At 40.3% G+C, this 21,693-nt stretch carries 21 protein-coding genes; 7 read left to right on the top strand and 14 right to left on the bottom strand.

Annotated elements, in window-relative coordinates; translation table 11 throughout:
• Positions 1 to 9: 9 nt before the first annotated feature.
• Together FFU37_RS14985 and ycaO are read right to left on the bottom strand one after the other, a co-directional pair.
• Positions 10 to 3,372: an ATP-binding protein gene (locus tag FFU37_RS14985; RefSeq protein WP_138489822.1), complete on the bottom strand. Its 3,363-nt coding sequence runs from the start codon at positions 3,370 to 3,372 to the stop codon at positions 10 to 12.
• Positions 3,373 to 3,487: 115 nt separating this feature from the next.
• Positions 3,488 to 5,248 carry a 30S ribosomal protein S12 methylthiotransferase accessory factor YcaO gene (ycaO, locus tag FFU37_RS14980; RefSeq protein ID WP_024595461.1) on the bottom strand — a complete coding sequence of 587 codons (1,761 nt, stop codon included), beginning with the start codon at positions 5,246 to 5,248 and terminating at the stop codon, positions 3,488 to 3,490.
• A 156-nt stretch (positions 5,249 to 5,404) separates the two neighbouring features.
• Between ycaO and FFU37_RS14975 the strand changes: the two genes are divergently transcribed.
• From FFU37_RS14975 to FFU37_RS14960, 4 genes are all read left to right on the top strand, one after another.
• Entirely contained in the window at positions 5,405 to 7,690 is a 2,286-nt protein-coding gene (locus FFU37_RS14975; protein ID WP_138489821.1) for a penicillin acylase family protein, read from the top strand.
• Between the two features lie 58 nt (positions 7,691 to 7,748).
• A complete protein-coding gene (locus FFU37_RS14970) occupies positions 7,749 to 8,597 on the top strand; it encodes an MBL fold metallo-hydrolase (RefSeq protein WP_138489820.1) in 849 nt (282 codons plus the stop codon).
• A gap of 88 nt (positions 8,598 to 8,685) precedes the next feature.
• Positions 8,686 to 10,218, top strand: a complete 1,533-nt coding sequence (locus tag FFU37_RS14965) for a bifunctional GNAT family N-acetyltransferase/carbon-nitrogen hydrolase family protein (protein WP_024595458.1) — start codon at positions 8,686 to 8,688, stop codon at positions 10,216 to 10,218.
• On the top strand, positions 10,218 to 10,535 hold the full coding sequence (locus FFU37_RS14960; RefSeq protein WP_002962354.1) for a DMT family transporter: 318 nt from the start codon (positions 10,218 to 10,220) through the stop codon (positions 10,533 to 10,535). The genes FFU37_RS14965 and FFU37_RS14960 overlap by 1 nt, the downstream gene beginning before the upstream one ends.
• Positions 10,536 to 10,601: 66 nt before the next feature.
• Here the strand turns inward: FFU37_RS14960 and FFU37_RS14955 are convergent, their stop codons facing one another.
• Positions 10,602 to 11,480, bottom strand: coding sequence for an EamA family transporter (locus FFU37_RS14955; protein WP_175413910.1), 879 nt, complete (start codon positions 11,478 to 11,480; stop codon positions 10,602 to 10,604).
• Positions 11,481 to 11,719: 239 nt separating this feature from the next.
• On the opposite strand from FFU37_RS14955, the gene FFU37_RS14950 reads away from it, so the two are divergent.
• A complete protein-coding gene (locus tag FFU37_RS14950) occupies positions 11,720 to 12,103 on the top strand; it encodes an MAPEG family protein (protein WP_138489819.1) in 384 nt (127 codons plus the stop codon).
• A 73-nt stretch (positions 12,104 to 12,176) separates the two neighbouring features.
• Here the strand turns inward: FFU37_RS14950 and FFU37_RS14945 are convergent, their stop codons facing one another.
• From FFU37_RS14945 to FFU37_RS14935, 3 genes are all read right to left on the bottom strand, one after another.
• Positions 12,177 to 13,385: a M56 family metallopeptidase gene (locus FFU37_RS14945; protein WP_138489818.1), complete on the bottom strand. Its 1,209-nt coding sequence runs from the start codon at positions 13,383 to 13,385 to the stop codon at positions 12,177 to 12,179.
• A gap of 9 nt (positions 13,386 to 13,394) precedes the next feature.
• On the bottom strand, positions 13,395 to 13,769 hold the full coding sequence (locus FFU37_RS14940; protein WP_002961006.1) for a BlaI/MecI/CopY family transcriptional regulator: 375 nt from the start codon (positions 13,767 to 13,769) through the stop codon (positions 13,395 to 13,397).
• Positions 13,770 to 13,871: 102 nt separating this feature from the next.
• Positions 13,872 to 14,564: a pseudouridine synthase gene (locus tag FFU37_RS14935; RefSeq protein WP_002961005.1), complete on the bottom strand. Its 693-nt coding sequence runs from the start codon at positions 14,562 to 14,564 to the stop codon at positions 13,872 to 13,874.
• Between the two features lie 109 nt (positions 14,565 to 14,673).
• Here FFU37_RS14935 and FFU37_RS14930 point away from each other — a divergent pair, with 109 nt between their 5' ends.
• The gene (locus FFU37_RS14930; RefSeq protein ID WP_002961002.1) at positions 14,674 to 14,979 is read left to right on the top strand and encodes a DUF6482 family protein; all 306 of its coding nucleotides are present in this window, start codon (positions 14,674 to 14,676) and stop codon (positions 14,977 to 14,979) included.
• 40 nt (positions 14,980 to 15,019) lie between these two features.
• Positions 15,020 to 15,427: a GNAT family N-acetyltransferase gene (locus FFU37_RS14925; RefSeq protein ID WP_138489817.1), complete on the top strand. Its 408-nt coding sequence runs from the start codon at positions 15,020 to 15,022 to the stop codon at positions 15,425 to 15,427.
• 10 nt (positions 15,428 to 15,437) lie between these two features.
• Here FFU37_RS14925 and FFU37_RS14920 read toward each other — a convergent pair whose 3' ends face one another.
• The 8 genes from FFU37_RS14920 to lptM all read right to left on the bottom strand — a co-directional run bounded on the left by FFU37_RS14920 (position 15,438) and on the right by lptM (position 21,558).
• A complete protein-coding gene (locus tag FFU37_RS14920) occupies positions 15,438 to 15,794 on the bottom strand; it encodes a HopJ type III effector protein (RefSeq protein ID WP_002960998.1) in 357 nt (118 codons plus the stop codon).
• 21 nt (positions 15,795 to 15,815) lie between these two features.
• Positions 15,816 to 16,919, bottom strand: a complete 1,104-nt coding sequence (locus FFU37_RS14915) for a retroviral-like aspartic protease family protein (RefSeq protein WP_138489816.1) — start codon at positions 16,917 to 16,919, stop codon at positions 15,816 to 15,818.
• A 28-nt stretch (positions 16,920 to 16,947) separates the two neighbouring features.
• Positions 16,948 to 17,655 (bottom strand): HAD-IA family hydrolase, encoded by a 708-nt coding sequence (locus FFU37_RS14910; RefSeq protein ID WP_138489815.1) that lies wholly within the window; start codon positions 17,653 to 17,655, stop codon positions 16,948 to 16,950.
• Between the two features lie 10 nt (positions 17,656 to 17,665).
• Positions 17,666 to 18,610, bottom strand: coding sequence for a tyrosine recombinase XerC (locus tag FFU37_RS14905; RefSeq protein ID WP_024594613.1), 945 nt, complete (start codon positions 18,608 to 18,610; stop codon positions 17,666 to 17,668).
• Positions 18,607 to 19,218 carry a DUF484 family protein gene (locus FFU37_RS14900; protein ID WP_138489814.1) on the bottom strand — a complete coding sequence of 204 codons (612 nt, stop codon included), beginning with the start codon at positions 19,216 to 19,218 and terminating at the stop codon, positions 18,607 to 18,609. Before FFU37_RS14900 ends, FFU37_RS14905 begins: the two co-directional genes overlap by 4 nt.
• Entirely contained in the window at positions 19,215 to 20,045 is an 831-nt protein-coding gene (gene dapF, locus FFU37_RS14895; RefSeq protein WP_002960987.1) for a diaminopimelate epimerase, read from the bottom strand. Before dapF ends, FFU37_RS14900 begins: the two co-directional genes overlap by 4 nt.
• 64 nt (positions 20,046 to 20,109) lie before the next feature.
• Entirely contained in the window at positions 20,110 to 21,363 is a 1,254-nt protein-coding gene (lysA, locus tag FFU37_RS14890) for a diaminopimelate decarboxylase (RefSeq protein ID WP_002960983.1), read from the bottom strand.
• Entirely contained in the window at positions 21,364 to 21,558 is a 195-nt protein-coding gene (gene lptM / locus FFU37_RS14885) for an LPS translocon maturation chaperone LptM (protein ID WP_138489813.1), read from the bottom strand.
• Between the last annotated feature and the right edge of the window lie 135 nt (positions 21,559 to 21,693).

Below are 21,693 nucleotides of genomic sequence, written 5' to 3'. Positions count from 1 at the left end.
CTTACACCTTTATTGAATGCCAAGCCATTGTTGAAGCTTTGGTTGTAATGCAGCTAAATCGAGAGGCTTACTTAAATAGTCGTTCATGCCTGCGGCTAGGCATTTTTCTTTATCGCCCTGCATGGCATTGGCTGTTAGCGCAATAATAGTAATATTTTCATTATCTTTACCTGCATCACCTTCTCTAATGGCTTTAGTGGCTTGGTAGCCATCCATTTCGGGCATTTGGCAATCCATTAAAACTAGCTTATATGGTTTACCTTGTTTTGCATTGAGCTTTACAATTGCCTCAAGTCCATTTTCGGCAATATCAAAAGTAACACCCGCCTGCTTTAATAGCGCAGAGGCAACCACTTGGTTTATTTTATTGTCTTCAACAAGCAATAGTTGTGGTTCTGATGAATCGAGTACTGGCGCTTTAGTTAGCTTGTTTTGCAGCTGTGCTTGTTGCTGCTGTTGTTCAATGTATTTATCGTTTGTGAGTGAGTCAAACAAATCAGACGGTGTGAGAGGTTTGAAAATCATACAGTCGACTTCCATACCTACTTTAGACTCCTCTGGTGAATAACTCATTGGTGCCATAATAACTAACTTGCAACTATGCATATTTATAAAGTTTTTGAGCGCGGTGATATGCGTTTGTGGGGCTTTTTCAAAAAAGTAGTAATCAACTAAAATAGCACCAGGGTGGGTGGTTACATTACTTAAGTAATCATCAACCTCAAGATAGTTATGTATACAATTAACTTTTGCACCCCAAACAGTGAGCTGCTTATTAGCGGTGTTAGCATTTAACGAGCACTCATCAATAATTAAAATATGTTTGTTTTTAATTAAATGACTCGGTAAATCTTGTTCTTTACTTAAGCGCGGTTGTATTTGTACTGTGAAAGAAAATGTACTTCCTTCACCTTGCATACTGTTTACACTCACTTCACCGTTCATCAGTTCGCACAATTGTTTTACTATGGCAAGGCCAAGCCCTGTGCCCCCAAATTGGCGTGTTGTTGAAGCATCGGCTTGTGTGAATGAGTCAAATAACGACGCTTGTTTTTTAGGGTCAATACCAATACCAGTATCAATAATCGAACACTGTAGGAACGAGCCATCCGTTGTTTCATCTATTCTGGCAGTAATGACTACTTCGCCATCAATAGTAAATTTAACCGCGTTGCCAATTAAGTTATTTAAAATTTGGCGCAAGCGGTTAGGATCACTAATTATCTCGCTAACAGTTATTTGAGTAGCATCTAGAATAAGTTTTGTATTGTTTTGTTCTACCTTTAAAGCAAAGGATTCCACCACTTCGCCTAATAACCGAGGTAAATTAAATTGCACGTTTTCTATATCGAGCTTACCGGCTTCAATTTTAGAAAAGTCTAATATGTCATTAATTATATTAAGCAAAGATTGAGCTGATGATTGAGCAAGTTCAATATGATGTTTTTGCTGTAGGTCCAATTGAGTTTGCTTAATTATGTTAAGCATACCTAAAACACCGTTCATTGGGGTGCGAATTTCGTGGCTCATACTCGCTAAAAATTCACTTTTAGCTTCAACAGCTTGTTCGGCGGTTTCTTTGGCAGAAACTAGTTTTTGTTCGGTTTCAATTCGCTGTTGGCTTGAGTGCAAGCTGCCTATTAACGCAGCAACGGCAATTAAAAAGCTTTCTTCGTTTTTAGACCAGTAGCGTTTTGATTGGCATTGCTCTGCGCAAACGACTCCTATAGCGCCACTTCCTGCAGGGATTATTACGCACAGCATGGATTTAATCTCGAGAGTCATTAAATACTGTTCTTTAATTGGCTCGAGTATTGGGTGTTCTTGGGCGTCAGGCACATTAAATACAGGCTGGTGATCTATTGCATTAAAAAAGCCGGGAAGATTTTTTCTTAGCCAAATAGAGTCAATTTTATCACTAGACGAATGTTTACTATGTATGGCAAAAGGGCTTAGTTGGGATTTGTCTTCATTAAAAAACCAAATACTGGCACGTTTAATATCAAATGCTTGGCAGATTGCTTTAGTAATAATATCTTTTGATTGGCTCAGTTGCCCAGTTAATATTAATTTATTAACGGTAAGGGAGGCTAAAATTTCGTTGTGTAATGCTGTTTTATTATTTTCTAATTCAATCTTTTTACGGGTATCAATATTCTGTAATGAGCCAAAAATACGTGTGCATCGTCCATTTTTTCGTTCTGCTTCACCATGTACGAGTACCCAAACAGATTCACCTTCTTCATCCATTACTTCTAATTCAACTTCGTAGCTTTCACCATATTTTATAGCTCGTTCAATTAAAGGTTTAATTGTTTCTCTGCTAGTGCCTTTTTTAAAGTAATTTAAATCTTTAGGCCATTCTGGTTGGCTATTTAATGGGTATTTAAATAGTTTTTTGGTCATATCAGACCAATACACTTGTTTCGTTTCTAAATTAAATGACCATGCGCCTATTTGGGCTAGATCACTCATTGCCTCAAGCATTTTTTCGTTTTGTTGCTGACGATTAAGCATTTTCAAAAAGAATAAAAAGGCCCAAATTAATAACCCGCAAATAATTATAATTGATAACCTAAGAGGCCACACAGCTGAATTTGGTGGGCTCCAACCTATTTTAGGTGCTACGTAAAGTTGCCAATTGCCACCTTGAAAGCTTAACGTAAACTCAAGAGGGTCTTGCTCTATTATGTTTTGATTACCGTAAAAAAACTCCCCTTTGCTGCCAAGTCCATGCCTGCCTTGTAAAGCGACGTTGTATTCTTTTTCTAGCTCATAAATACCTGAATTTTCATAGACTTTGTCAATGTTGAGAACAACTGAAAGTAATCCCCAAAAGCGATTATCTGGCGGTATGTAAACAGGAACGCGGGCTATAAGTGCTATGTCACCTTGGATTAATTTTAATGGGCCAGCCATTACAATGGTATTTGTATCGCGAGCTCTAATAGCATCAGCGCGTTGGTTTTTTTCTTCTAAAAAGTTTAAACCGAGTGCTTTTTCATTACCTTTTAAGGGGTAAGTCATGCGAATTACCATATCGGGAGCGCCACCAATATTGCGAAGCTCATTTGAGGTTTTAAATAGTGGTTGGGCAATTTGTTCAAATTGTGTTTGCTGTAAATCAGGTTGCGCCGCTACGGCAACACCTAAACCTCGAACTAGTTGGATATTAGAAACTAAAATAGATTCTAATTGAGCTCGATATGTACTTACTTCAGAAAGAATTTGTAGGCGATGAGCATCTTTAACACGATTGTAGTTAATACGATCAAGAACGATACCAACTAGTACAGTTAGCGTAAGCGATAACCAAAAGGTCAACTTAAAGTTATGAACGTTCGTTTTTTTATTGTTAGTAGATGGTGGCATTTGCTACATCGTGGCGTTAATTTAGGCAAATTAACTATAGCTAATTTATTACACAAATGAAAACGGCGCATTAACAAATGTGCCGTTTATTTTTTATAATTAGTGGTTTAGCGAGTTACGAGTCGCTAACTTCACGCGCCCAGTGATTTTGCTTTGCTACATGTAGCTTGCGGTAACCATCAAGTAGCGCCGCATGCTTTTTAAAGCCTTCAAGCGATAAACCAGGGAAAGTTAAACCGTTAAACTGCTTTTTACCTTCGGCAATTTCTATAGCCAGCGCTACATTATTAGCACCAAACATTAAGCCTAGTGCATCTTGGTAATCTGCGTATTCGCGCTCGTCATCGTATTTAATTTCAAGAACTGCTTTTAAACAGCGGAAGTGGCGCATTGCCTCTTCATTTACTTGGCCTGTATGAAGTATCCAGTCAACCCAATCAATGGCTTCTTCGCTGCCTGCAGCTAAACATAGGTGCGCTTTAAGCTCACCTATACGCAGTGTGTGCCATGGTGTGTCGGCATCGGTTGCAAGGCCAATAAATTCTGCGGCGCGGATAATATCGCTGTGGCCTGCTTCTTCAAGGCTGTCGTAAATTTCCATCCATTGCTCTGCATCGTACTGATCAAGCGATAGGAATGTTTCGCGGAATTTAGCGCCTTCGTTGTTGTTACGCCAAATAAGCTCATCAACAGGGTAAATGTCAGACATGCCAGGTACTAAAATACGACACGCGTATACGTTTAGGTGCGTGTAATCCATGATGTAGATATCATGATCCATACTATGAATTAGATCAGTACAGAAGTTATATTCTTCTTCAGTTGTTCCGCTAAAGTCCCAGTGTACAAATTCAAAATCAGGTTTTGCACGGAAAAAATCATGCGAAATCAAACCGCTTGAATCAATAAAGTGCAGTTCAATGTTCTCTGGTGTTGCTACTTCATCGTTATCAAATGTTGCAGGTTGGAATACATCTAGCTGATCAAGACGACGACCTTGTAGTAACTCAGTCACGGTACGTTCAAGCGCAACTTCAAATGATGGGTGAGCACCAAAAGAAGCAAATACAGAGCCATCTGTTGGGTTAATAAGCGTTACGCTCATTACAGGGTATTTGCCCCCAAGTGATGCATCGGCAATACGTAAATGAAAGCCATGGCTGCGAAGTTCTTCACACGCTTCGTGAATTTTAGGGTATTGCTTAACAACATCTTCAGGCACGATTGGTAAACAAATACCTTCGGCGATGATGCGGTTTTTAATAGCGCGCTCAAATACTTCTGATAAACCTTGTACGCGAGCTTCAAATTTGGTGTTACCTGCGCTCATACCGTTAGATACAAAAATATTACCGATAACGTTTACCGGAATGTATACGTCTTGGTTATCGCGTTGGCGTGTGTATGGCAGGGTACAAATACCACGATCGATATTGCCTGAGTTAAAATCAAAAAGGTGTGATGCGTTTAGTTCGCGCTCAGGGTCAAAGTAATCCCATAAGCTTTCATCCATAATGCCCTCTGGCACTTCATCGCCTTCAACTTTAAACCATTTTTCGCTTGGGTAATGAGTAAACTCGCCATTAGCAAATTCTTCACCTAGATAAAAGTCTGCAAAAAAGTAGTTACAGCTTAAACGTTCAAAGTATTCACCGAGTGCTGAAGCAATAGATGCTTTGTCGGTTGCGCCTTTACCATTGGTAAACATAACACCGCAGTCGCTGTCTTTTATATGAACCGAATAACAGTTAGCTACAGGGTTAAGCCAAAGCGCTTCTTCAACATTAATGTTTAGGGCTTTAAGCTTGTTTTGCATGGTAGAGATTGACGATTCTAGGTCGCGGTCTTTACCTTTGATAAATGTTTTTTCAGTCATATTGATCTCAACTAGTTCTGCACGATGTGTGGAGCTGACATTATCGTGGATTTTGATGTTTATTTCACCCTTTGCGAGCAAGAACATTATTATTTAATAAAACTGTGGTTATTATATGTGCTTAACGCTTGGTCAAAACGTGCAAAGGAAACGGTGATGTTTAAAGTAATCAAACGCTTGTTGTTATTAATTGTGATATTAGGGCTGGCAAGTACCGCTGTTGTTTATGGGGTACTTAGTTTAAGTTTACCCGCCCTTGATGGAAACGGACGCAGTAACGCGGTGGTAGAGCCTGTAAAAATTTCGCGCGATGCACTAGGGCAAGCAGTAATAAATGCAGATAGCCGAAACGACGCTGCCTATGGTTTAGGTTATGCGCATGGCCAAGACCGATTTTTTCAAATGGATTTACTAAGGCGTAATGCCGCAGGTGAGTTAAGTGAATTATTTGGCGAAGCAGCGTTGGGGCTCGATAAAAAAATGCGTTTTCATCAATTACGTAAACGCAGCCAAATTATTTTACAAACCCTGCCTGAAGCAGATAAGCAATTACTTAAAAGTTACGCTCAAGGTGTAAACGAAGGTTTAGCGCAAGTAGGGTATTCAAGCTTTGAATATTTACTAACCGGTGCAGCGCAAAAGCCATGGCAAAGTGAAGACAGCCTACTTGTGATATTTAGCATGTACCTAGATTTACAAAGTGCCACATTTGAGCGCGACCAAGCACTTATTCAAATTGAGCAAGCATACACAAAGCAAATGGTTGATTTTTTAACGCAACCGAGTAAGTACCAAGCCGCGCTTGATGGCAGCAAATTAGCGCCTTATAGCGGCGGCATACCTACTTTCCCCAATCAAACAGAGCATATAGTTAAAAGTATTGAAGCCAACCAAGAGCGCGGCAGTAATAACTGGGCTGTTACAGGAGCGCTTACTAAAACAGGGGCTGGTATGGTGTCGGATGATATGCATTTATCGATGGCAGTACCTGTAATTTGGTACAGGGCACAATTAAATTACATGCACAGTGGTGAGCAGACTCAGGTAACCGGTGTATCGCTGCCCGGCGCACCTGCCATTGTTGTTGGCACTAACAACAATGTTGCATGGGGATTTACTAACGGTTATTTAGATACAGCCGATTGGATTGTATTAAACGATGATAGTAAAACATGGCAAGTTGATGAACCTATCCCATTACCCGATGGGGAGGTTGAAAACTATTCATTAATACTCAGTGAATACGGACCTGTAAAATATATTAACGAAAAACCTTATGCGTTGAGCTGGGCTGCCCATCAGCCTTATGCCGTTAATATGCAGTTATTAAAATTAGAGCAAGCCAAAACAGTAGATGATGCACTTGCTGTAGCAAGCGATGTGGGCATTCCGGTGCAAAACCTAATGGTAGTAGACAGCCTTGGTAGCGCAGCGTGGAAAAATATGGGCGGTATACCGGCTCGTAAAGCGCCAAGTGAGCTTGGCGTAAATGCCGATGACTACTCAGCGCTTTGGCAGCAAAATGAATTACAACGCCCTTTTATTAAAAACCCGCAAAACGGTCGATTATGGACTGGTAATTCTCGCGTGGTATCGGCTGAAGATAACGCCCGCTTTGGTAATGGTGGCTATGCACTCGGCGCACGTTCGAGCCAAATTCGCGATAGATTATTTGAAAAACAAACATTTGCTGAGAGCGACTTTTACGCATTACAACTTGATAATCAAGCTCGCTTTTTAATGCCTTGGCATGCTCTGTTATTAAAGCAATTAAAAACCGATATAACTAAAAATCAGCAATATATAACAGCGCTTGAAAACTGGCAGCAATGTGCGTGTTCAACCTCCACAGGGTATACCTTAGTTAAGCGCTACCGCGATGCAGTGATTAATATTTTATTTAGTAATATGGAAGATGAATTAAATAAACAACAAGGCACACTTAAATATGTAAAACGAGATTTAGAGCCCGCTGTGTGGCAGCTTATAAACAACAAGCCCGACACATGGATAAACCCACAATTTAAAAGCTGGGATGAGCAGTTACAAGGAGCATTTAGCCAAACTATTACTAAGCTTACAGAACAATTTGGTAATAACGTACAAAACTGGCAGTGGGGCAAGGTAAATGAGTTAGTGATAGAGCATCCGTTTGCAAAGCAAATGCCGTTACTTGCTAAGTTATTAAATATGCCCACAGCAGCAGGTTTTGGAGATAGTTATATGCCCGCCGTACAAGGGCGTAGTTTTGGCGCATCACAGCGTTTTATTGCTCAACCTGGGCATCTAGAGCATGCAATTTTAGCTATTCCTGGTGGGCAATCGGGGCACCCTCTTTCTGAATTTTACAGAGCGGGATTTAGTGATTACGTAGAAGGTAAACATACGCCTTTATTGCCTCAACAATTAATACATCAAATAGTAATAAAGCCGACACGATGAACTAAAGTATAGCTAAACACGTTCTATATAATTACCAATAAAACAACAGAGAACTAAAATGAAAAAAATACTACCCGCATTAATAACAGGTTTATTACTAAGCACTACAGCGCAAGCAGACGATGGCCCAGTAACAGCACAAAAATTAAGTGACCATGTATACGTACTATTTGGGCAAGGCGGTAATATTGCAGCAAGTGTAGGTGATGACGGCATTTATATTATTGATGATCAGTTTGCCAAACTCTCAGATGATATTAAAAAAACCATTAGCGATTTAAAACCAGGCAGTGCAGAGTTTGTTATTAATACTCACCATCATGGCGATCATACCGGTGGCAACGAGAACTTTGCTAAAGCGGGCGCGCACGTTATAGCGCACGACAATGTACACAAACGTTTAGAAGAGCAGCACGGCGAAGGGTCAGACTTTTTACCGCGCATTAGTTTTGGTCACGACTTAAAACTACATTTTAATAACGAACACGCCCATGTAGTGCATTACGAACATGCACACACCGATGGCGATTCGGTTATCTTTTTTAGTAACGACAACATAGTGCACATGGGCGACATTTACTTTAATTTTGGCAGCTTACCGTTTGTTGATGTAGATAGCGGCGGCAGCGTTGATGGTATTTTAGCGGCAGTAAACGATGTAGTTAATCAAATTGACGACAACACTAAAGTAATACCAGGACACGGCAAGGTAAGTGACCGTTCAGGACTGATAGCGTATGGTAAGCTAGTTCAAAACGCGAAAGACGTAATGCTAAAAGCAATGCAAAATAATGCAAGCTTAGAGCAAGTACTTAAAGCCGATCCATTGGCTGAGCTGAATCTTGAATACGCAGGCTGGTTACCAAAAGAGAAAGTAACCACACTTTTTTATCGTAGCTTAAAGTAGTACGCGTAACGTAAAAAACATGATACAAAGCTGAGTGTACTTTAACGTACATTCGGCTTTTATTTTCTTATGCCCAAAGGAGTTGTGTATGTCGGCAGAAAAAACCCATCTTGAAATTTGTAACTTAACCAGAGAGCAATATCCGCAAATTAAAACCTTGATGGATCAAGCGTATCCCGACTTAGGCGGTGCGTGGCCAAGTCATACCATTTTTAGATTAATAGACCAGTTTCCTGAAGGGCAAATAGGTATTGTGGATGACGGCGTGCTGGTGGGCTTAGCATTAAGCGTGCAGGTTGATTACACGCGTTTTTCAAACCCGCATACATACGAAGATATTGCAGACGGTCACGACCGTGTATTTAGCGATACCGACGGCGATGCGCTATACGGCTTAGATGTTGCTATTAGCGAAAGTCACAGAGGCATGCGTTTAGGTCGTCGCCTTTATGATGCCCGTAAAGAATTGTGCCGCCAATATAACTTACGCGCTATTTTAGCTGGTGGGCGTATTCCGCGTTATTACAATCACAGCAGTGAAATGACGCCAATGGAATACATTGCAAAAGTAGATCAAAAAGAATTATACGATCCTATTTTGAGCTTTCAGTTATCTAACGATTTTCAGGTAAAACGCTTACTTAAAAAGTATTTACCGGAGGATCAAGAATCAGTTGGTTACGCCACTTTACTTGAGTGGAATAACATCATGTATGAGCCAACCGACACGGTACTTGAGTCAACTAAATCAATCGTGCGAGTAGGTGCTGTGCAATGGCAAATGCGTTGTGTTGAATCGGTTGAAGAAATGCTAAAGCAGGTTGAATACTTTGTAGATACCGTATCTGACTACAAAAGTGACTTTATATTATTCCCTGAATTTTTTAATGCGCCACTAATGGGCTTAGGAAATCAAAGTAATCAAACAGAAGCGATTCGCTATTTAGCGGAATATACCGAAACGTTTAAAAACGCCATGTCGCGTATGGCAATAGAATACAACGCTAATATTATTACCGGCTCTATGCCACTTGCCGAAGATGATAAAATTTATAACGTAAGTTACCTATGCCATCGTAGCGGTAAAATAGACGAGCAACGTAAAATACACATAACCCCGCATGAGCAAAACGATTGGGTTATTCAAGGCGGCGATAAAATTGCCGTGTTTGATACCGATGCCGGTCGTGTAGGTATTCAAATTTGTTACGATGTAGAGTTTCCAGAGCTTTCACGCATATTGGCCAAACAAGGGTTAGATATTCTGTTTGTGCCATTTTGGACTGATACTAAAAACAGTTATTTACGTGTGCGCCACTGTGCACAAGCGCGTGCAATAGAAAACGAATGTTATGTGGTTATTGCAGGTTCAGTAGGTAACTTACCTGAGGTAGAAAGCCTTGATGTGCAGTACTCACAATCGGCGGTATTAACGCCATCGGACTTTTCGTTCCCGCACGATGCAACACTTAACGAAGCCACACCAAACACCGAAATGCTGCTATTTAGTGACCTTGATATGGATAAGCTTAAAATACTTCACAGCGAAGGCACAGTGCGTAATTTAAAAGATCGCCGCGAAGATTTATACGAAGTGATTGTTAAAAAGAGAGACGTTTAATGGCGTGGGTGTACTTAATTATTGCTGGGTTACTTGAAATTGGCTGGCCGATTGGCTTAAAAATTTCGCAAAACGCTGATACACGCTGGCAAGGCATAGCAATAGCGGTGGTATTTTTAGTCGCTAGTGGTTTTATGTTGTGGCTTGCACAAAGGCAAATATCAATGGGTACCTCATACGCCGTATGGACAGGTATTGGCGCCGCCGGTACGTTTTTAGTGGGTATATTGTTTTATAACGATGCAGCTACATTTGGTCGTATTGCAGGAGTATTAATGATTATTAGTGGCGTGATAACACTAAAAATCAGCTCTTAGAACCAGTTCTTAAAGCTATAAAAATTATAACAGCGCAGGTATAAAAGCCTGCGCTTTTTTATGCCCTTAATTCGGCAACATAACCAAAACAGCAGCAATGGCTATGAGTATTAAGCCTGCAGTATCTTGTTTCTTAAGTGGCTGCTTTAACCAAAGAACGGCAATTAGCATGGTAAAAAAAACTTCAACCTGTCCAAGTGTTTTAACGTAAGCAACGTGCTGTAAGCTCATTGCACTAAACCAGCCAATAGAACCGACACAACTAAAAACACTAATAGCGGCTGTAGTGCCTTTGTATTGCCACAGTTTACTGAGCGTTTTTGGCTCTTTTAGTAATAAATAGCCCAGTAGTATTAGCGTTTGTAAGCTAATTACAAACAGCAAAACCCAAGCTGCTGAGTGAGGAAATAGTAATCCTGAGTTTAAACTCGCTTCTCGTACCCACAGCGATGTAAGTGCAAAGCAAGTACCACAAGCCAGTCCTAGTAATGCTGTTTTAGCATTAAAGTGTTTAACGCTTGTTATGCCGCTGAGTAGCAATACGGCAATAGCGCCAAAAAACACACCAAGCCAACCGAGCAAAGAAAGTGCCGAGCCAAAAAATAATACACCTAAAATAGCAGCTACTAACGCCTCGCTTTTGGCAAGACCAGCACCTACAGCGTAATTATTCATTTTAAATAGCTTAACCATTAAACCAGTGGCAAGTATTTGCATAACACTTGCGCCTACAATAAATCCCCAAAAGGCATTATTAAACGTAGGCATGGCGGTATCTTGATATTGATACAAACCATATAAATACACGGCAGCAATAGGGCCTGCAATAATAAAGCGGGAGAGAGTTACGCCAGCAACACTCACATCGTTACTTAATTTACTTTGCAGGGCATTACGCCATGCTTGCATGAAGGCGGCTAAAAAAGTGAAAAATATCCAGGTCATGGTCGTCATCGTTAAAATGTAAGGCAGTAAAGTTAACAAGCTTTGTGAAGTAAAGCGATGCATTAACTATGATGTTGAATATTCATCATCTGCGACATTATGTCGCATGGGTTTGAGGATAAATTTAGCTATAGTAGGTCTGATGTTATTGTTAGCCGCCAGAGTTTGTCATAAAACGTATCTGGCGGCTTTTTTATTACGCTTATGCTAAATTATCCGAAACATCAAAAGGATAAATTATGACAACATTAGTTGTATGTGCATTACTTGCGGTATTAATGCCTTACTTTGCAAAAGTGCCGGTTGCTATAGCAATGGCAAAATTAGGTCGATACGACAATAAACATCCAAGGGCGCAACAAACAAAATTAACCGGCTTTGGTGCACGGGCGCTCGCTGCTCATCAAAACTGTTTTGAATCGCTTGCTGTTTTTGCTGTCGCTATTGCAGCTGTACTGGGCACTAACTCTGTAGGTGCAGTGACCGAAACGCTAGCGGTTACGCATATTGTGTCGCGTATTTTGTATTGCGTATTTTACTATATGAACCTAGATATAATTCGCTCATTAGTGTGGTTTATTGGTTTGGGTACAGCCATTGCCATGATTGTGGTGAGTTTGTAGGTTTATAGCGTAAAACCACAAAGCAAGCAGCCTAAAAGGGCGCTTGCTTTGTAGTCTTGAACAACTCGTGGCGTTAATGCGATACTTTAATTCGCTCAATTAAATCGGTAGGCGCCACTTCACTATTAATCGCAAAATCTAGTTGCACAAGTACATCTTCAAAACCTGAATCTGATGCTTTATATTTCCATTTTGCTAGTGCCTCTTTCGCTGATTTATCAAAAACATCTTTAGGTTTTGATTGAATAACACTAATGTTTTTTGTTTTACCGTTTGCTGCAATATCGTATTTTAATACAACAGAGCCGCTGATCCCTTGTTGGGCTGCTTGTATTGGGTAAGCAGGTTCAATGCGTATTGTTGGTGAAATGTGATCCTCTTTAGTCATTGCCTCTGGTTGCTTTGCAATCGCTAAGCCGCTTAGCATGCTTGCGGCTACAAGTAATAAGCCACCTTTAGCAAACTTTGAACGCTCCCCGCTGTGTTTTATATTAGTAAGTCGTTGTAACATGGTTTTTTTATCTCCGTAGTGTGAATAAGCCATAAGTCCTGTGGGCGCATTTGCCGCGCAGTTTATTAAGGCTTTGCTATATAAAATATGTTGTTGTGTGGTTTTATTGGCAAGTACCCGTTCATCACAAGTCAACTCTTGTAGTCGGCGCATGCTTGCGTAACAAAACCAAGCTAGAGGGTTAAACCAAAGTAAAATAGTAGGTAGTAACATAAGTGCGTTTGTTAGGTTGTCTTTGCGTTTTATGTGTACGTTTTCGTGCTCTAAAATAAGCGCTAATGTGGCTTTATCAAACTGGGTATTGTAGTTACTCGGTAACACCAGCTTGCTGTTTAAAATACCGACCACCATTGGCGTGGCTACATGTTGGCTGGTATAAGTTTTAACATCAGCGGTAAGAGTGCTTTCAAATTGGGTTAACTCAGTTAACTGCAGGCTTTTAACAAAGCGGGTATGCGTAATAAAGCTAGCTATTAATAACCCTGCGGTAATAAGTACATACATGAGCGCCCAGCTAATACCCATTTCATGTATAAAAGGCTGGTTAGGGGTGATTAAGTAATGGCTAATATTGCTATTTTGCAGTGGTTTAATCGCATTTGGTAAATTAGCAATAACCAATGCCGCAGGTAATAGCCATGCTAATTTATATACAAACCGCGAGCCAAGGGCTTTTAAACCAAATCGCTCGAGTAAAATAAATCCACAAAACAAAATGCTTAATAGTAATTGCTGCTCAATCAACCAATTAAAACCAGTTTGAATAGCCATGTTAATCCCTTACTTTTGGTTTTTTTCCCAGTCATCTATAACTTTTTTAAGCTCGTTTATATCTTGCTGAGAAAGCTGCTCCGATTTAGCAAAGCCACTCACAAGTGGCGCAATACGCCCACTAAAAAATCGCTCAATAAAGTTTTGGCTTTCTTTTTGGGTGTAGTCGGCGCGCTCCATACAGGGAGTATAAATATACTGGCGACCTTCTTTTTCAAATGTAAGTGCGCCTTTTTTTACTAGTCGACCTAGCAGGGTTTTAATGGTTTTTTCGTGCCATTGCTTATCGTCACTTAAGCGCTCAATTATTTGGCTCGCGGTGGCGGGGTAGTTAATCCAAAGTGCGTCGAGCACGTCAAACTCTGCTTTTGATAATTCAATCATTTTATCGCCTACAAGTGTAATCTTTAATTTAAGACTACGCCTGTAATCTATTTTTGCAAGTTTATTTTTTAACTTTTTGAGATGTAGTTAAGTGATTTGGTATTAGATTTTTGAAATATCGGTTTTATTAATTTGTATATATTGGTTTTCAGGTAGGTTTAGCTTTGAAAGGGTGAGGTCACTAAATTGCACTCTAAATAAGTCAATTACTTTGTATCCGCAGTAATGCGCCATTTTACGTATTTGTCTGTTTAGCCCTTGTTTTAAAACAATACTAAACTGATTACTGGCTATTTTATTTACCTCACAAGGCAGGGTTATGTGTTTATCAACGGGTACGCCTGCTGCCATTTTTTTACAAAAAGCATCGTCTAAAGGCTTATTTACGGTGACTAAATAATGTTTAGGCTGGTGGAAGTCAGGATGTATTAGTTGATTACAAAAATCTCCATCGTTGGTCAAAATAAGCAAACCACGAGAGTCTTTATCTAATCGACCAATAGGGTAAACACGGGTGAGTGTGGGCAAATGGTGAATAAGGCTGGCTGGGTCATCAATATTTAATTTGCAGTCAATACCTACTGGTTTGTGGTACGCAAAATAAACTAAATCGGCAGCACCTTTAATTTCTTTTTCGTTCACTATTATTGTGTCTTGCTCATCAACGTGATCTATATGATTCGCTGGGCGATTATTTACAGTCACTACACCTTCATCAATTAAACGCGATGCTTGTTTACGAGAACAAATACCTGCATGGGCAATATATTTAGCGAGTCGGATTTTTGTGCTCATAACGTGTGACGCCAGCGGCTAATAAAAATTTGATCGTGATTATAGCAAAGCTGCGTATCGATAATGTTAAATAACCAGAACTCAGGTTAAATATAAAAAGGTAGCCAAGATGGGTATTAAATTTTCACAGTTAAAAAAGCACGAGCCGCTACAAAAAGTTATTGTTCACTCGTTAGATATGGCGCTTTATCAAGTATCGGTAATGATTAATAACGTTGAATACTATGTAACAGAAGACAGCGGTGAGTTTTTAAGAGCGCTAAGCCCACTGCATGTTCAAAAGCGTTTTGAAAAAATAGCGTACGCACAGATGATGTTAAGGCAAACAAGCGCTTACGACGAAATGTGCGGTCAGCCGGATAAAACCAGCAGCAATATGCTTGAAGTACCTTACGGTAAAAATAATCTTTATTGATTGAGCTAATTTGCTAGTATCTGCTTTTTAAGGGCGATAAATGTATCAATTAAAAGTAGATAATACCGATGCGTTAAACTCAGCGCTCCGCGAACAAATGGTTGAATTTAACGCCCAGCATTTTGATGCGCAAAGAGTGCCATTAGGCTATAAATTTACTGATGAGCAAGGCGAGCTTGTTGCCGGTATTAGTGGGTGTGTGTTTGGAAATTGGCTGATGATTAGTTGGCTTTGGTGTAGCGATAGTGCACGAGGTAAAGGGCTTGCAGGTAAATTGCTAACGGCACTTGAGCAAGCTGCTATTGAGCTAGGAGCAACAACTGCTCAGCTTGATACACTTGATTTTCAAGCAAAACCCTTTTATGAAAAGCGCGGTTATAGTGTTAAGTATCAACTTAATAATTACCCACGCTCAGGTACGCGTTATTTTATGGAAAAACCACTTTAATTTTTGCTGGCTATTTTGCTTTTAGTGGCTCGCCTTCAAAGGTAATACCTAAAAAAGGTGTTGCCTCTGGTGCTAACATAAACGTGCGAATGTTCATATGATCATCCCCTTTAGGGTTTTGCAGCACGTCTTCTCGGTAAAACTTACCAAAACAATCCAACGTATTTTGTTTACTTAAATCGTTTAATTTAGCAAACGCAAAAATTTTACATGAGCCGTTGTTCTCACTCGCAGCGCTAAGTAATCCATGGTTATTAAAGCCACATGCAGTAAAGTCGTAATTTGCTTCTATCACGGCCATTGTATCGGTAAATTGAATGCTTTTTGGGTTTTCAGCAAGTGCTTTTAAATAGTTATTTAGTGTCATGTGTTACCTTTGGGTTTTTAATTATTTAGCGCTCAACTCTAGCTCATCTGTTTGCTGATTTATATTGAATTTAAATCGCGATAAAAAATTCATTCCTAGCAAACCTTGCCCACGGGTGTTTTCAATACTCAACACTTCAAAACCATAAATAATTTGCGAGCCCACTTTAAACGATTCAATTTGATAACGCTTTACAACAATTTGACCGTTAGCTGTGTTTACCGTTACATCACCTAAATATAAAGGTTGTGGCGAAATTTGCTCAATTATACTTGTAGGTAGTGAGGTTAAGCTTGCGCCTGTATCAATCATTAGTTCGGTCGATAGGTTATTATTTATTTCGGTGTTTATTAAGTAATGCGCGCCGTAAGGCGTTAAAGCAACGAAGTCGTCTTGCGATTGTGCTTTATTGATCATCGCTTGCAGTGTTTGCACTTGGCTTTTTAGATTGTGCTGGTTTGGCATTCGATCAAGGGTTGCTTGTGCGCTAATTAAATCGCCTTGCTGAAAGTAGGCGTACGCAAGCGGATATAAAAACTGCGCGTTATCGCTTTTATAATCAAGCCAAATTTGTGTTTGCTCAATAATAGCTTGCCAATTTTGTTGCTCAGTTAATGTGTGTAATTCGTTTTGAGTGAGCGTATTTAAACGTGTATTTACATTACTTTGCTGATCAGCAGGTTGTAATGAATTAAGCTCAAATAAAGCAATAATGGCATTTTGTGTTTGCTCGCTATTTATTAAATACTCAACCTGTAAATTAAGTAACTCTACGTTATAAGGGCTGTTATTTAATAGCGCATTGAGAAATGATTCGCTGAGTAATAAATTGCTATTTAGCCATGTTTTAAGCTGTATCAGCCACGATGAATAAAGGTTTTTTGCGATTTCTGGATTGCTGTTTTTGAGTTGTTGATAGCTACTAAGTGCGGCTTCAAATTGGTGTTTTTTAAACTGCTGCTTTGCCGTATTTAATAGCGTATTTTGTTGTTTAGGCGATATGCTTTTTTCAGCACCTTGCGTTTTTTGTACTTTGGTTGGCGCGGGCTGCGGCCACAATAAATAAGCGTTAAGGCTAAGTGAGCCAATTAATAGCAAGGTAATTAGCTTGGTATAGTGGCTCATTGTGACCTCTTATTTAATGCAATTGGTATTATTTAATAAAGTGCGTTAAGGCATGAATATTGGCTATTTCAATATCAGCCAGCCCTTTATAAGCATAATTAACGCCTTGGTCGTTTAACCATACCGATTGGCAACCGGCATTATTTGCGCCTTGTACGTCGGTATCTAGGCTATCGCCAATGTGTAAAATTTCACTTTTAGCAACGTTTAAGTGCTCGGCGGCTTTATCAAATAAGGTGCTGTGAGGTTTTGCTTTACCGTGCATACCGGCTTGTAATACAAGCTCAAATTTATCGTGTAAGTTAAAGCGTTCAATTTCAACATTACCATTAGTTATAGCAACCAGCGTAAAGTGCTGGGCTAAGTTATCTAGCAGCTTTAGTACGTCGTCGGTTACCACTATTTTACTGCGCGCATTGGCAAAGGCGTTGTAGGCAGCATCGGCATGATGCTCTACCTCTTGCTCGTTCAAATCTAGTTTAGAAAGGGCTAAGCGCAGTGTATGTTGGCGCCATTTAGTGACGTTATCAGCAAGTTCAGGTAACTGTAATACGGCTTCATTGCGGCATTGTTGCCAGTATTTTGGGCCTTGGGCTAAGTAGCTTGGGAGCGCGTTTAAATAATCTTGCTGCGCTTTAACCGCTGCTTTTATAATGGGGTGATTGTTGTAAAGAGTGTCGTCTAAATCAAAGCTCATGACAGAAAATGGCTTAATAGCACGATTAAATCGGATCATTTTTATTTACCTAATCAGTTCGTTTTTTTGCACGAGGGTGAGTGTTGTCGTACACCTTGGCTAAATGTTGAAAATCTAAATGCGTATACACTTGTGTAGCCGACAAACTGCTGTGCCCTAGTAACTCTTGCACAGCGCGTAAATCACCAGATGATTCTAAAATATGTGACGCAAACGAGTGGCGCAGCTTATGCGGGTGAACCTGCGAGCTAATACCTTGTTTTATTCCCCACTCTTGCATGCGTAGGCGCACTTGGCGAATCGAAATACGGTTTTTTTGGCTACTTAAAAATACTGCTATTTCATCGGGCTTTGCAAACTGAGGGCGTATTGTGAGCCATTTTTTTAATGCGTCTAGCGCTTTTTTGCCCACCGGAATTAATCGCTCTTTATTACCTTTACCACGCACTAAAATTTCACCATTGGCAGCGCTAATGTCTTGCATGTTAGCGCCAACTAACTCGCTTATACGCAGCCCTGAAGAATACATTAACTCCATCATTGCTTTATCTCTAATTGCGAGAGGTTCGTCGTCGGGTATTTCGAGCAAGCGTGCCATTTGATCTACATCGAGATTCTTAGGTAGGGGCTTTGCAAACTTAGGGCCTTTTATACCTATAGCCGGATTATGGTAATGCGATTGCTCGGCAATATTTTTTGCTTTTAAAAACTTATATAAGCTGCGAATACAACTGAGCTTTAAGCTAATTGTACGGCCACTTAATTGCTTTGATCGCAGTGCCATGCTGTAGCGGCGAATATGTTCGCCTTGTACGCCAAACCAGTCATCACATAGTTTGCTAAAATATAGGGCTGCAAAGCCTAGTTGGCTTACGTATTGATTAACTGTGTGCGCTGAATATTGTTTTTCAAACTTTAAATAATCGCTAAATAGCGTTATGGGTGTACGCCAGTGGTCGCTTAGCGCGGTAATATTAGGCGCATCGTCACTCATGCTAGTTTTTGTAACCGAAGGTGTAATGCGTTTATAAAGTCGAGCACAAACAGGTTATCTTGCGCGGGCTCAAAATGGTTTACGTTATTGCTACCAAACGCCAAAATAGCGATAGGGTGCTTGGTGTCGCCAATTAAATAAATAGCGACAGATTGTGTATCTTCACTAAATAATTGTTCGCGCTCTTGTTTATTAATTCGCCCTAAATAATGCCCAGAATGGGTAAGGCGATGCGCAATAAGCTCGTCGTACTCGGGATTATATTTTACTAATTTGCAGTCGTTAACATCTTCACTTGAGCAGATTATATTGCGTAGATTATTTGCAAGAGTGTCAAAATCGTCATGATTCCAAAGCTGGTGATGACATTGGCTAAACAAACGATATACAAGCTCGTTTTGCGTTGCATGCTTGCTCATAGCATCTATTTGGCTTTTTAAAAGCGTGTTGTGCTCGCGTAATTGACGTTGCTGAATATGTACTAGTGACGTTGCACCTTGAGCTTGCTGTTGCAGCTCAAGTTGTGCGAGTAGCTCAGGGTGATGAACTAAAAAGTCAGGATGTTGCTGTAAGTAATCAATAACCTGCTCTGTACTTAGCTCGCTCATAGCGCTACTTGTCCGTCGAAAACATGCTCTGCGGGACCAGTCATGCGTACCGGATGACCTTCACCACTCCAGCGCACTTGCAAAGTACCGCCCGGCAAATCTACTTGAACGGTTGTTGATAATTTATTTTGCATATGACCAATCACCATTGCTGCACACGCACCTGTGCCACAGGCTAGGGTTTCGTTAACGCCGCGCTCCCACACTCTTAGCTTAATGTGTTCTTGCGATACAACCTGCATAAAGCCAATGTTCGCTTTTTGCGGAAAGCGTTCATGGTTTTCAAGTAATGGACCCAATATATCAACTTGCGCGGTGGTTACGTCGTCAACCTCTAGCACGCAATGCGGGTTACCCATAGATACCGCGCCACTAAATACAGTGTGTTCTTGCGTTCTAATAATATAAGTAAGCTCGCGTTTGCTGGCTTTTAACGGAATTTTACTTGGCTCAAAATTAGGATGGCCCATGTTAACAGTTACTTGACCGTCTTTTTCTATGTAGAGCGTTAAGTTGCCCGACTTAGTCGATACACTAATTTTGTGCTTGTTAGTAAGGCCTTTCATGCGTACAAAGCGGGCAAAACAGCGTGCGCCGTTACCGCATTGTTCTACTTCGGTACCATCGGCATTAAAAATTCGATAATGAAAGTCGAGATCAGGTGAATATGGTGCTTCAACCATCAGCAATTGGTCAAAGCCAATGCCAAAGTGGCGATCTGCCAGTTTTTTGATTTGATCTCGCGACAAAAAAACATTTTGTGTAATGTTATCAATCACAACAAAGTCGTTACCTAAGCCGTGCATTTTGGAAAAATTTACTAACATAGCGCTCTAATTCGGTTTTGCTCTGTGCTAATCATGCCACAGAGCAGCTAGTAGACAAAAACGTTTATGGTAAAACTTTCTCACCTTGATAAAGGCTTTCAATAGTTTCGCGTTCGCGAATAAGGTGATGCTGCTGACCATCTACCATAATTTCTGCAACACGCGGGCGCGAGTTGTAGTTTGAGCTCATTGTAAAGCCATATGCACCCGCACTTCGTTGTGCGAGTAAATCGCCTTGTTTAAGCGCAAGTTCGCGGTCTTTTCCTAAAAAGTCGCCGGTTTCGCACACCGGACCCACAATATCAAAGTTGTGAGTAGGTGTTTCGTCGTCGCGAACGGATACCGGAATAATTTTTTGCCACGCTTGATAAAGCGCAGGGCGAAGCATGTCGTTCATACCTGCATCTACAATTGCAAAAAACTTGTCTTGGTTTTGTTTAATAAATTCAACTTGAGTAACCAAAATACCTGCGTTAGCTGCAATAGCACGCCCTGGTTCAAAAATTAGTTCAAGATGTTTGTAGTTAGCTAAGCGTTCGGTAACTTGCGCTGCATATTCACTTGGGTGTGGTGGTTGCTCGTTGTCGTATGGCACACCTAAACCGCCGCCAATATCTAAATGAGTTAGCTCAATACCGTTAGTTTTTAGCTCATCAATAAGCGCCATTAATTTATCAAGGGCTTCTAAAAAAGGTCTAACTTGCGTTAATTGAGAGCCAATATGGCAATCGACACCAATTACTTTTAAACCAGGTAAAGCCGCTGCTTGTTGATAAACACTCACTGCTGTTTGAATATCAATACCAAATTTATTTTCTTTTAAACCCGTAGAAATATACGGATGTGTTTTTGCATCTATGTCTGGGTTTACGCGAATAGAAATAGGCGCTTCTAGGTTAAGCTCGCAAGCCACTTCAGAAATACGCTCAAGCTCAGACGCCGACTCTACATTAAAACATTTAATGCCCAGTTTTAATGCGTAAGCTATTTCGTCAGACGTTTTCGCCACGCCTGAAAAAACCACTTTAGAAGCATCGCCTCCCGCTTTAATTACACGCGCTAGTTCACCTTTAGATACAATATCGAAACCCGATCCTAAGCGCGCTAATATATTAAGTACGGCAATATTTGAGTTTGCTTTTACAGCGTAACATACCAAGCTTTTATGATTTTTAGTGGCGTTAGCAAATGCTAAGTAATGGCGCTCAAATGTAGCACGCGAGTATACATAACACGGCGTGCCGTATTGCTGCGCTATGCTTGCTACGCTGACGTCTTCGGCAAATAATTGGTTGTTTTTGTAGTTAAAATAATCCATTTATTGCTCCTGACGTTGCGATGTTTTAGCTTGCTCAGCGGTAGTGGCTGGTTTAGCTGTATTTTGAGGTTGGTTTTGCTCTGTTTGTTGCTCTGGTAAATATAACGGACCGCTTTGTCCGCAGCCAGCTAAGGCGCTTAACAGTACAGTGCTTATTAATAGTCTTTTTAATTGTAAGGTATGTGTCGCTTTCATTAGATTAATACGGTTGCTGGCTTTATAATCGCAGAGTAACAGAATATCTAAAAAATGCAGCTATTCGCGGATGATTTTATTCCTGTTACACTAGCTGCATACTTTTAAAGCTAAAACGTACCCAATATTAGGCGG

Source organism: Pseudoalteromonas distincta, assembly GCF_005877035.1.
Classification (GTDB): domain Bacteria; phylum Pseudomonadota; class Gammaproteobacteria; order Enterobacterales; family Alteromonadaceae; genus Pseudoalteromonas; species Pseudoalteromonas distincta.
Note: the sequence above shows the minus strand (reverse complement) of the source record. Positions and strands in the feature narration are given on the sequence as shown.

Bases quoted from the DNA above. Each gene is read 5' to 3' on its own strand.
- FFU37_RS14985 (WP_138489822.1), bottom strand. From the start codon at position 3,372: ATGCCACCATCTACTAACAATAAAAAAACGAACGTTCATAACTTTAAG.
- ycaO (WP_024595461.1), bottom strand. From the start codon at position 5,248: ATGACTGAAAAAACATTTATCAAAGGTAAAGACCGCGACCTAGAATCG.
- FFU37_RS14975 (WP_138489821.1), top strand. From the start codon at position 5,405: ATGTTTAAAGTAATCAAACGCTTGTTGTTATTAATTGTGATATTAGGG.
- FFU37_RS14970 (WP_138489820.1), top strand. From the start codon at position 7,749: ATGAAAAAAATACTACCCGCATTAATAACAGGTTTATTACTAAGCACT.
- FFU37_RS14965 (WP_024595458.1), top strand. From the start codon at position 8,686: ATGTCGGCAGAAAAAACCCATCTTGAAATTTGTAACTTAACCAGAGAG.
- FFU37_RS14960 (WP_002962354.1), top strand. From the start codon at position 10,218: ATGGCGTGGGTGTACTTAATTATTGCTGGGTTACTTGAAATTGGCTGG.
- FFU37_RS14955 (WP_175413910.1), bottom strand. From the start codon at position 11,480: ATGACCTGGATATTTTTCACTTTTTTAGCCGCCTTCATGCAAGCATGG.
- FFU37_RS14950 (WP_138489819.1), top strand. From the start codon at position 11,720: ATGACAACATTAGTTGTATGTGCATTACTTGCGGTATTAATGCCTTAC.
- FFU37_RS14945 (WP_138489818.1), bottom strand. From the start codon at position 13,385: ATGGCTATTCAAACTGGTTTTAATTGGTTGATTGAGCAGCAATTACTA.
- FFU37_RS14940 (WP_002961006.1), bottom strand. From the start codon at position 13,769: ATGATTGAATTATCAAAAGCAGAGTTTGACGTGCTCGACGCACTTTGG.
- FFU37_RS14935 (WP_002961005.1), bottom strand. From the start codon at position 14,564: ATGAGCACAAAAATCCGACTCGCTAAATATATTGCCCATGCAGGTATT.
- FFU37_RS14930 (WP_002961002.1), top strand. From the start codon at position 14,674: ATGGGTATTAAATTTTCACAGTTAAAAAAGCACGAGCCGCTACAAAAA.
- FFU37_RS14925 (WP_138489817.1), top strand. From the start codon at position 15,020: ATGTATCAATTAAAAGTAGATAATACCGATGCGTTAAACTCAGCGCTC.
- FFU37_RS14920 (WP_002960998.1), bottom strand. From the start codon at position 15,794: ATGACACTAAATAACTATTTAAAAGCACTTGCTGAAAACCCAAAAAGC.
- FFU37_RS14915 (WP_138489816.1), bottom strand. From the start codon at position 16,919: ATGAGCCACTATACCAAGCTAATTACCTTGCTATTAATTGGCTCACTT.
- FFU37_RS14910 (WP_138489815.1), bottom strand. From the start codon at position 17,655: ATGATCCGATTTAATCGTGCTATTAAGCCATTTTCTGTCATGAGCTTT.
- FFU37_RS14905 (WP_024594613.1), bottom strand. From the start codon at position 18,610: ATGAGTGACGATGCGCCTAATATTACCGCGCTAAGCGACCACTGGCGT.
- FFU37_RS14900 (WP_138489814.1), bottom strand. From the start codon at position 19,218: ATGAGCGAGCTAAGTACAGAGCAGGTTATTGATTACTTACAGCAACAT.
- dapF (WP_002960987.1), bottom strand. From the start codon at position 20,045: ATGTTAGTAAATTTTTCCAAAATGCACGGCTTAGGTAACGACTTTGTT.
- lysA (WP_002960983.1), bottom strand. From the start codon at position 21,363: ATGGATTATTTTAACTACAAAAACAACCAATTATTTGCCGAAGACGTC.
- lptM (WP_138489813.1), bottom strand. From the start codon at position 21,558: ATGAAAGCGACACATACCTTACAATTAAAAAGACTATTAATAAGCACT.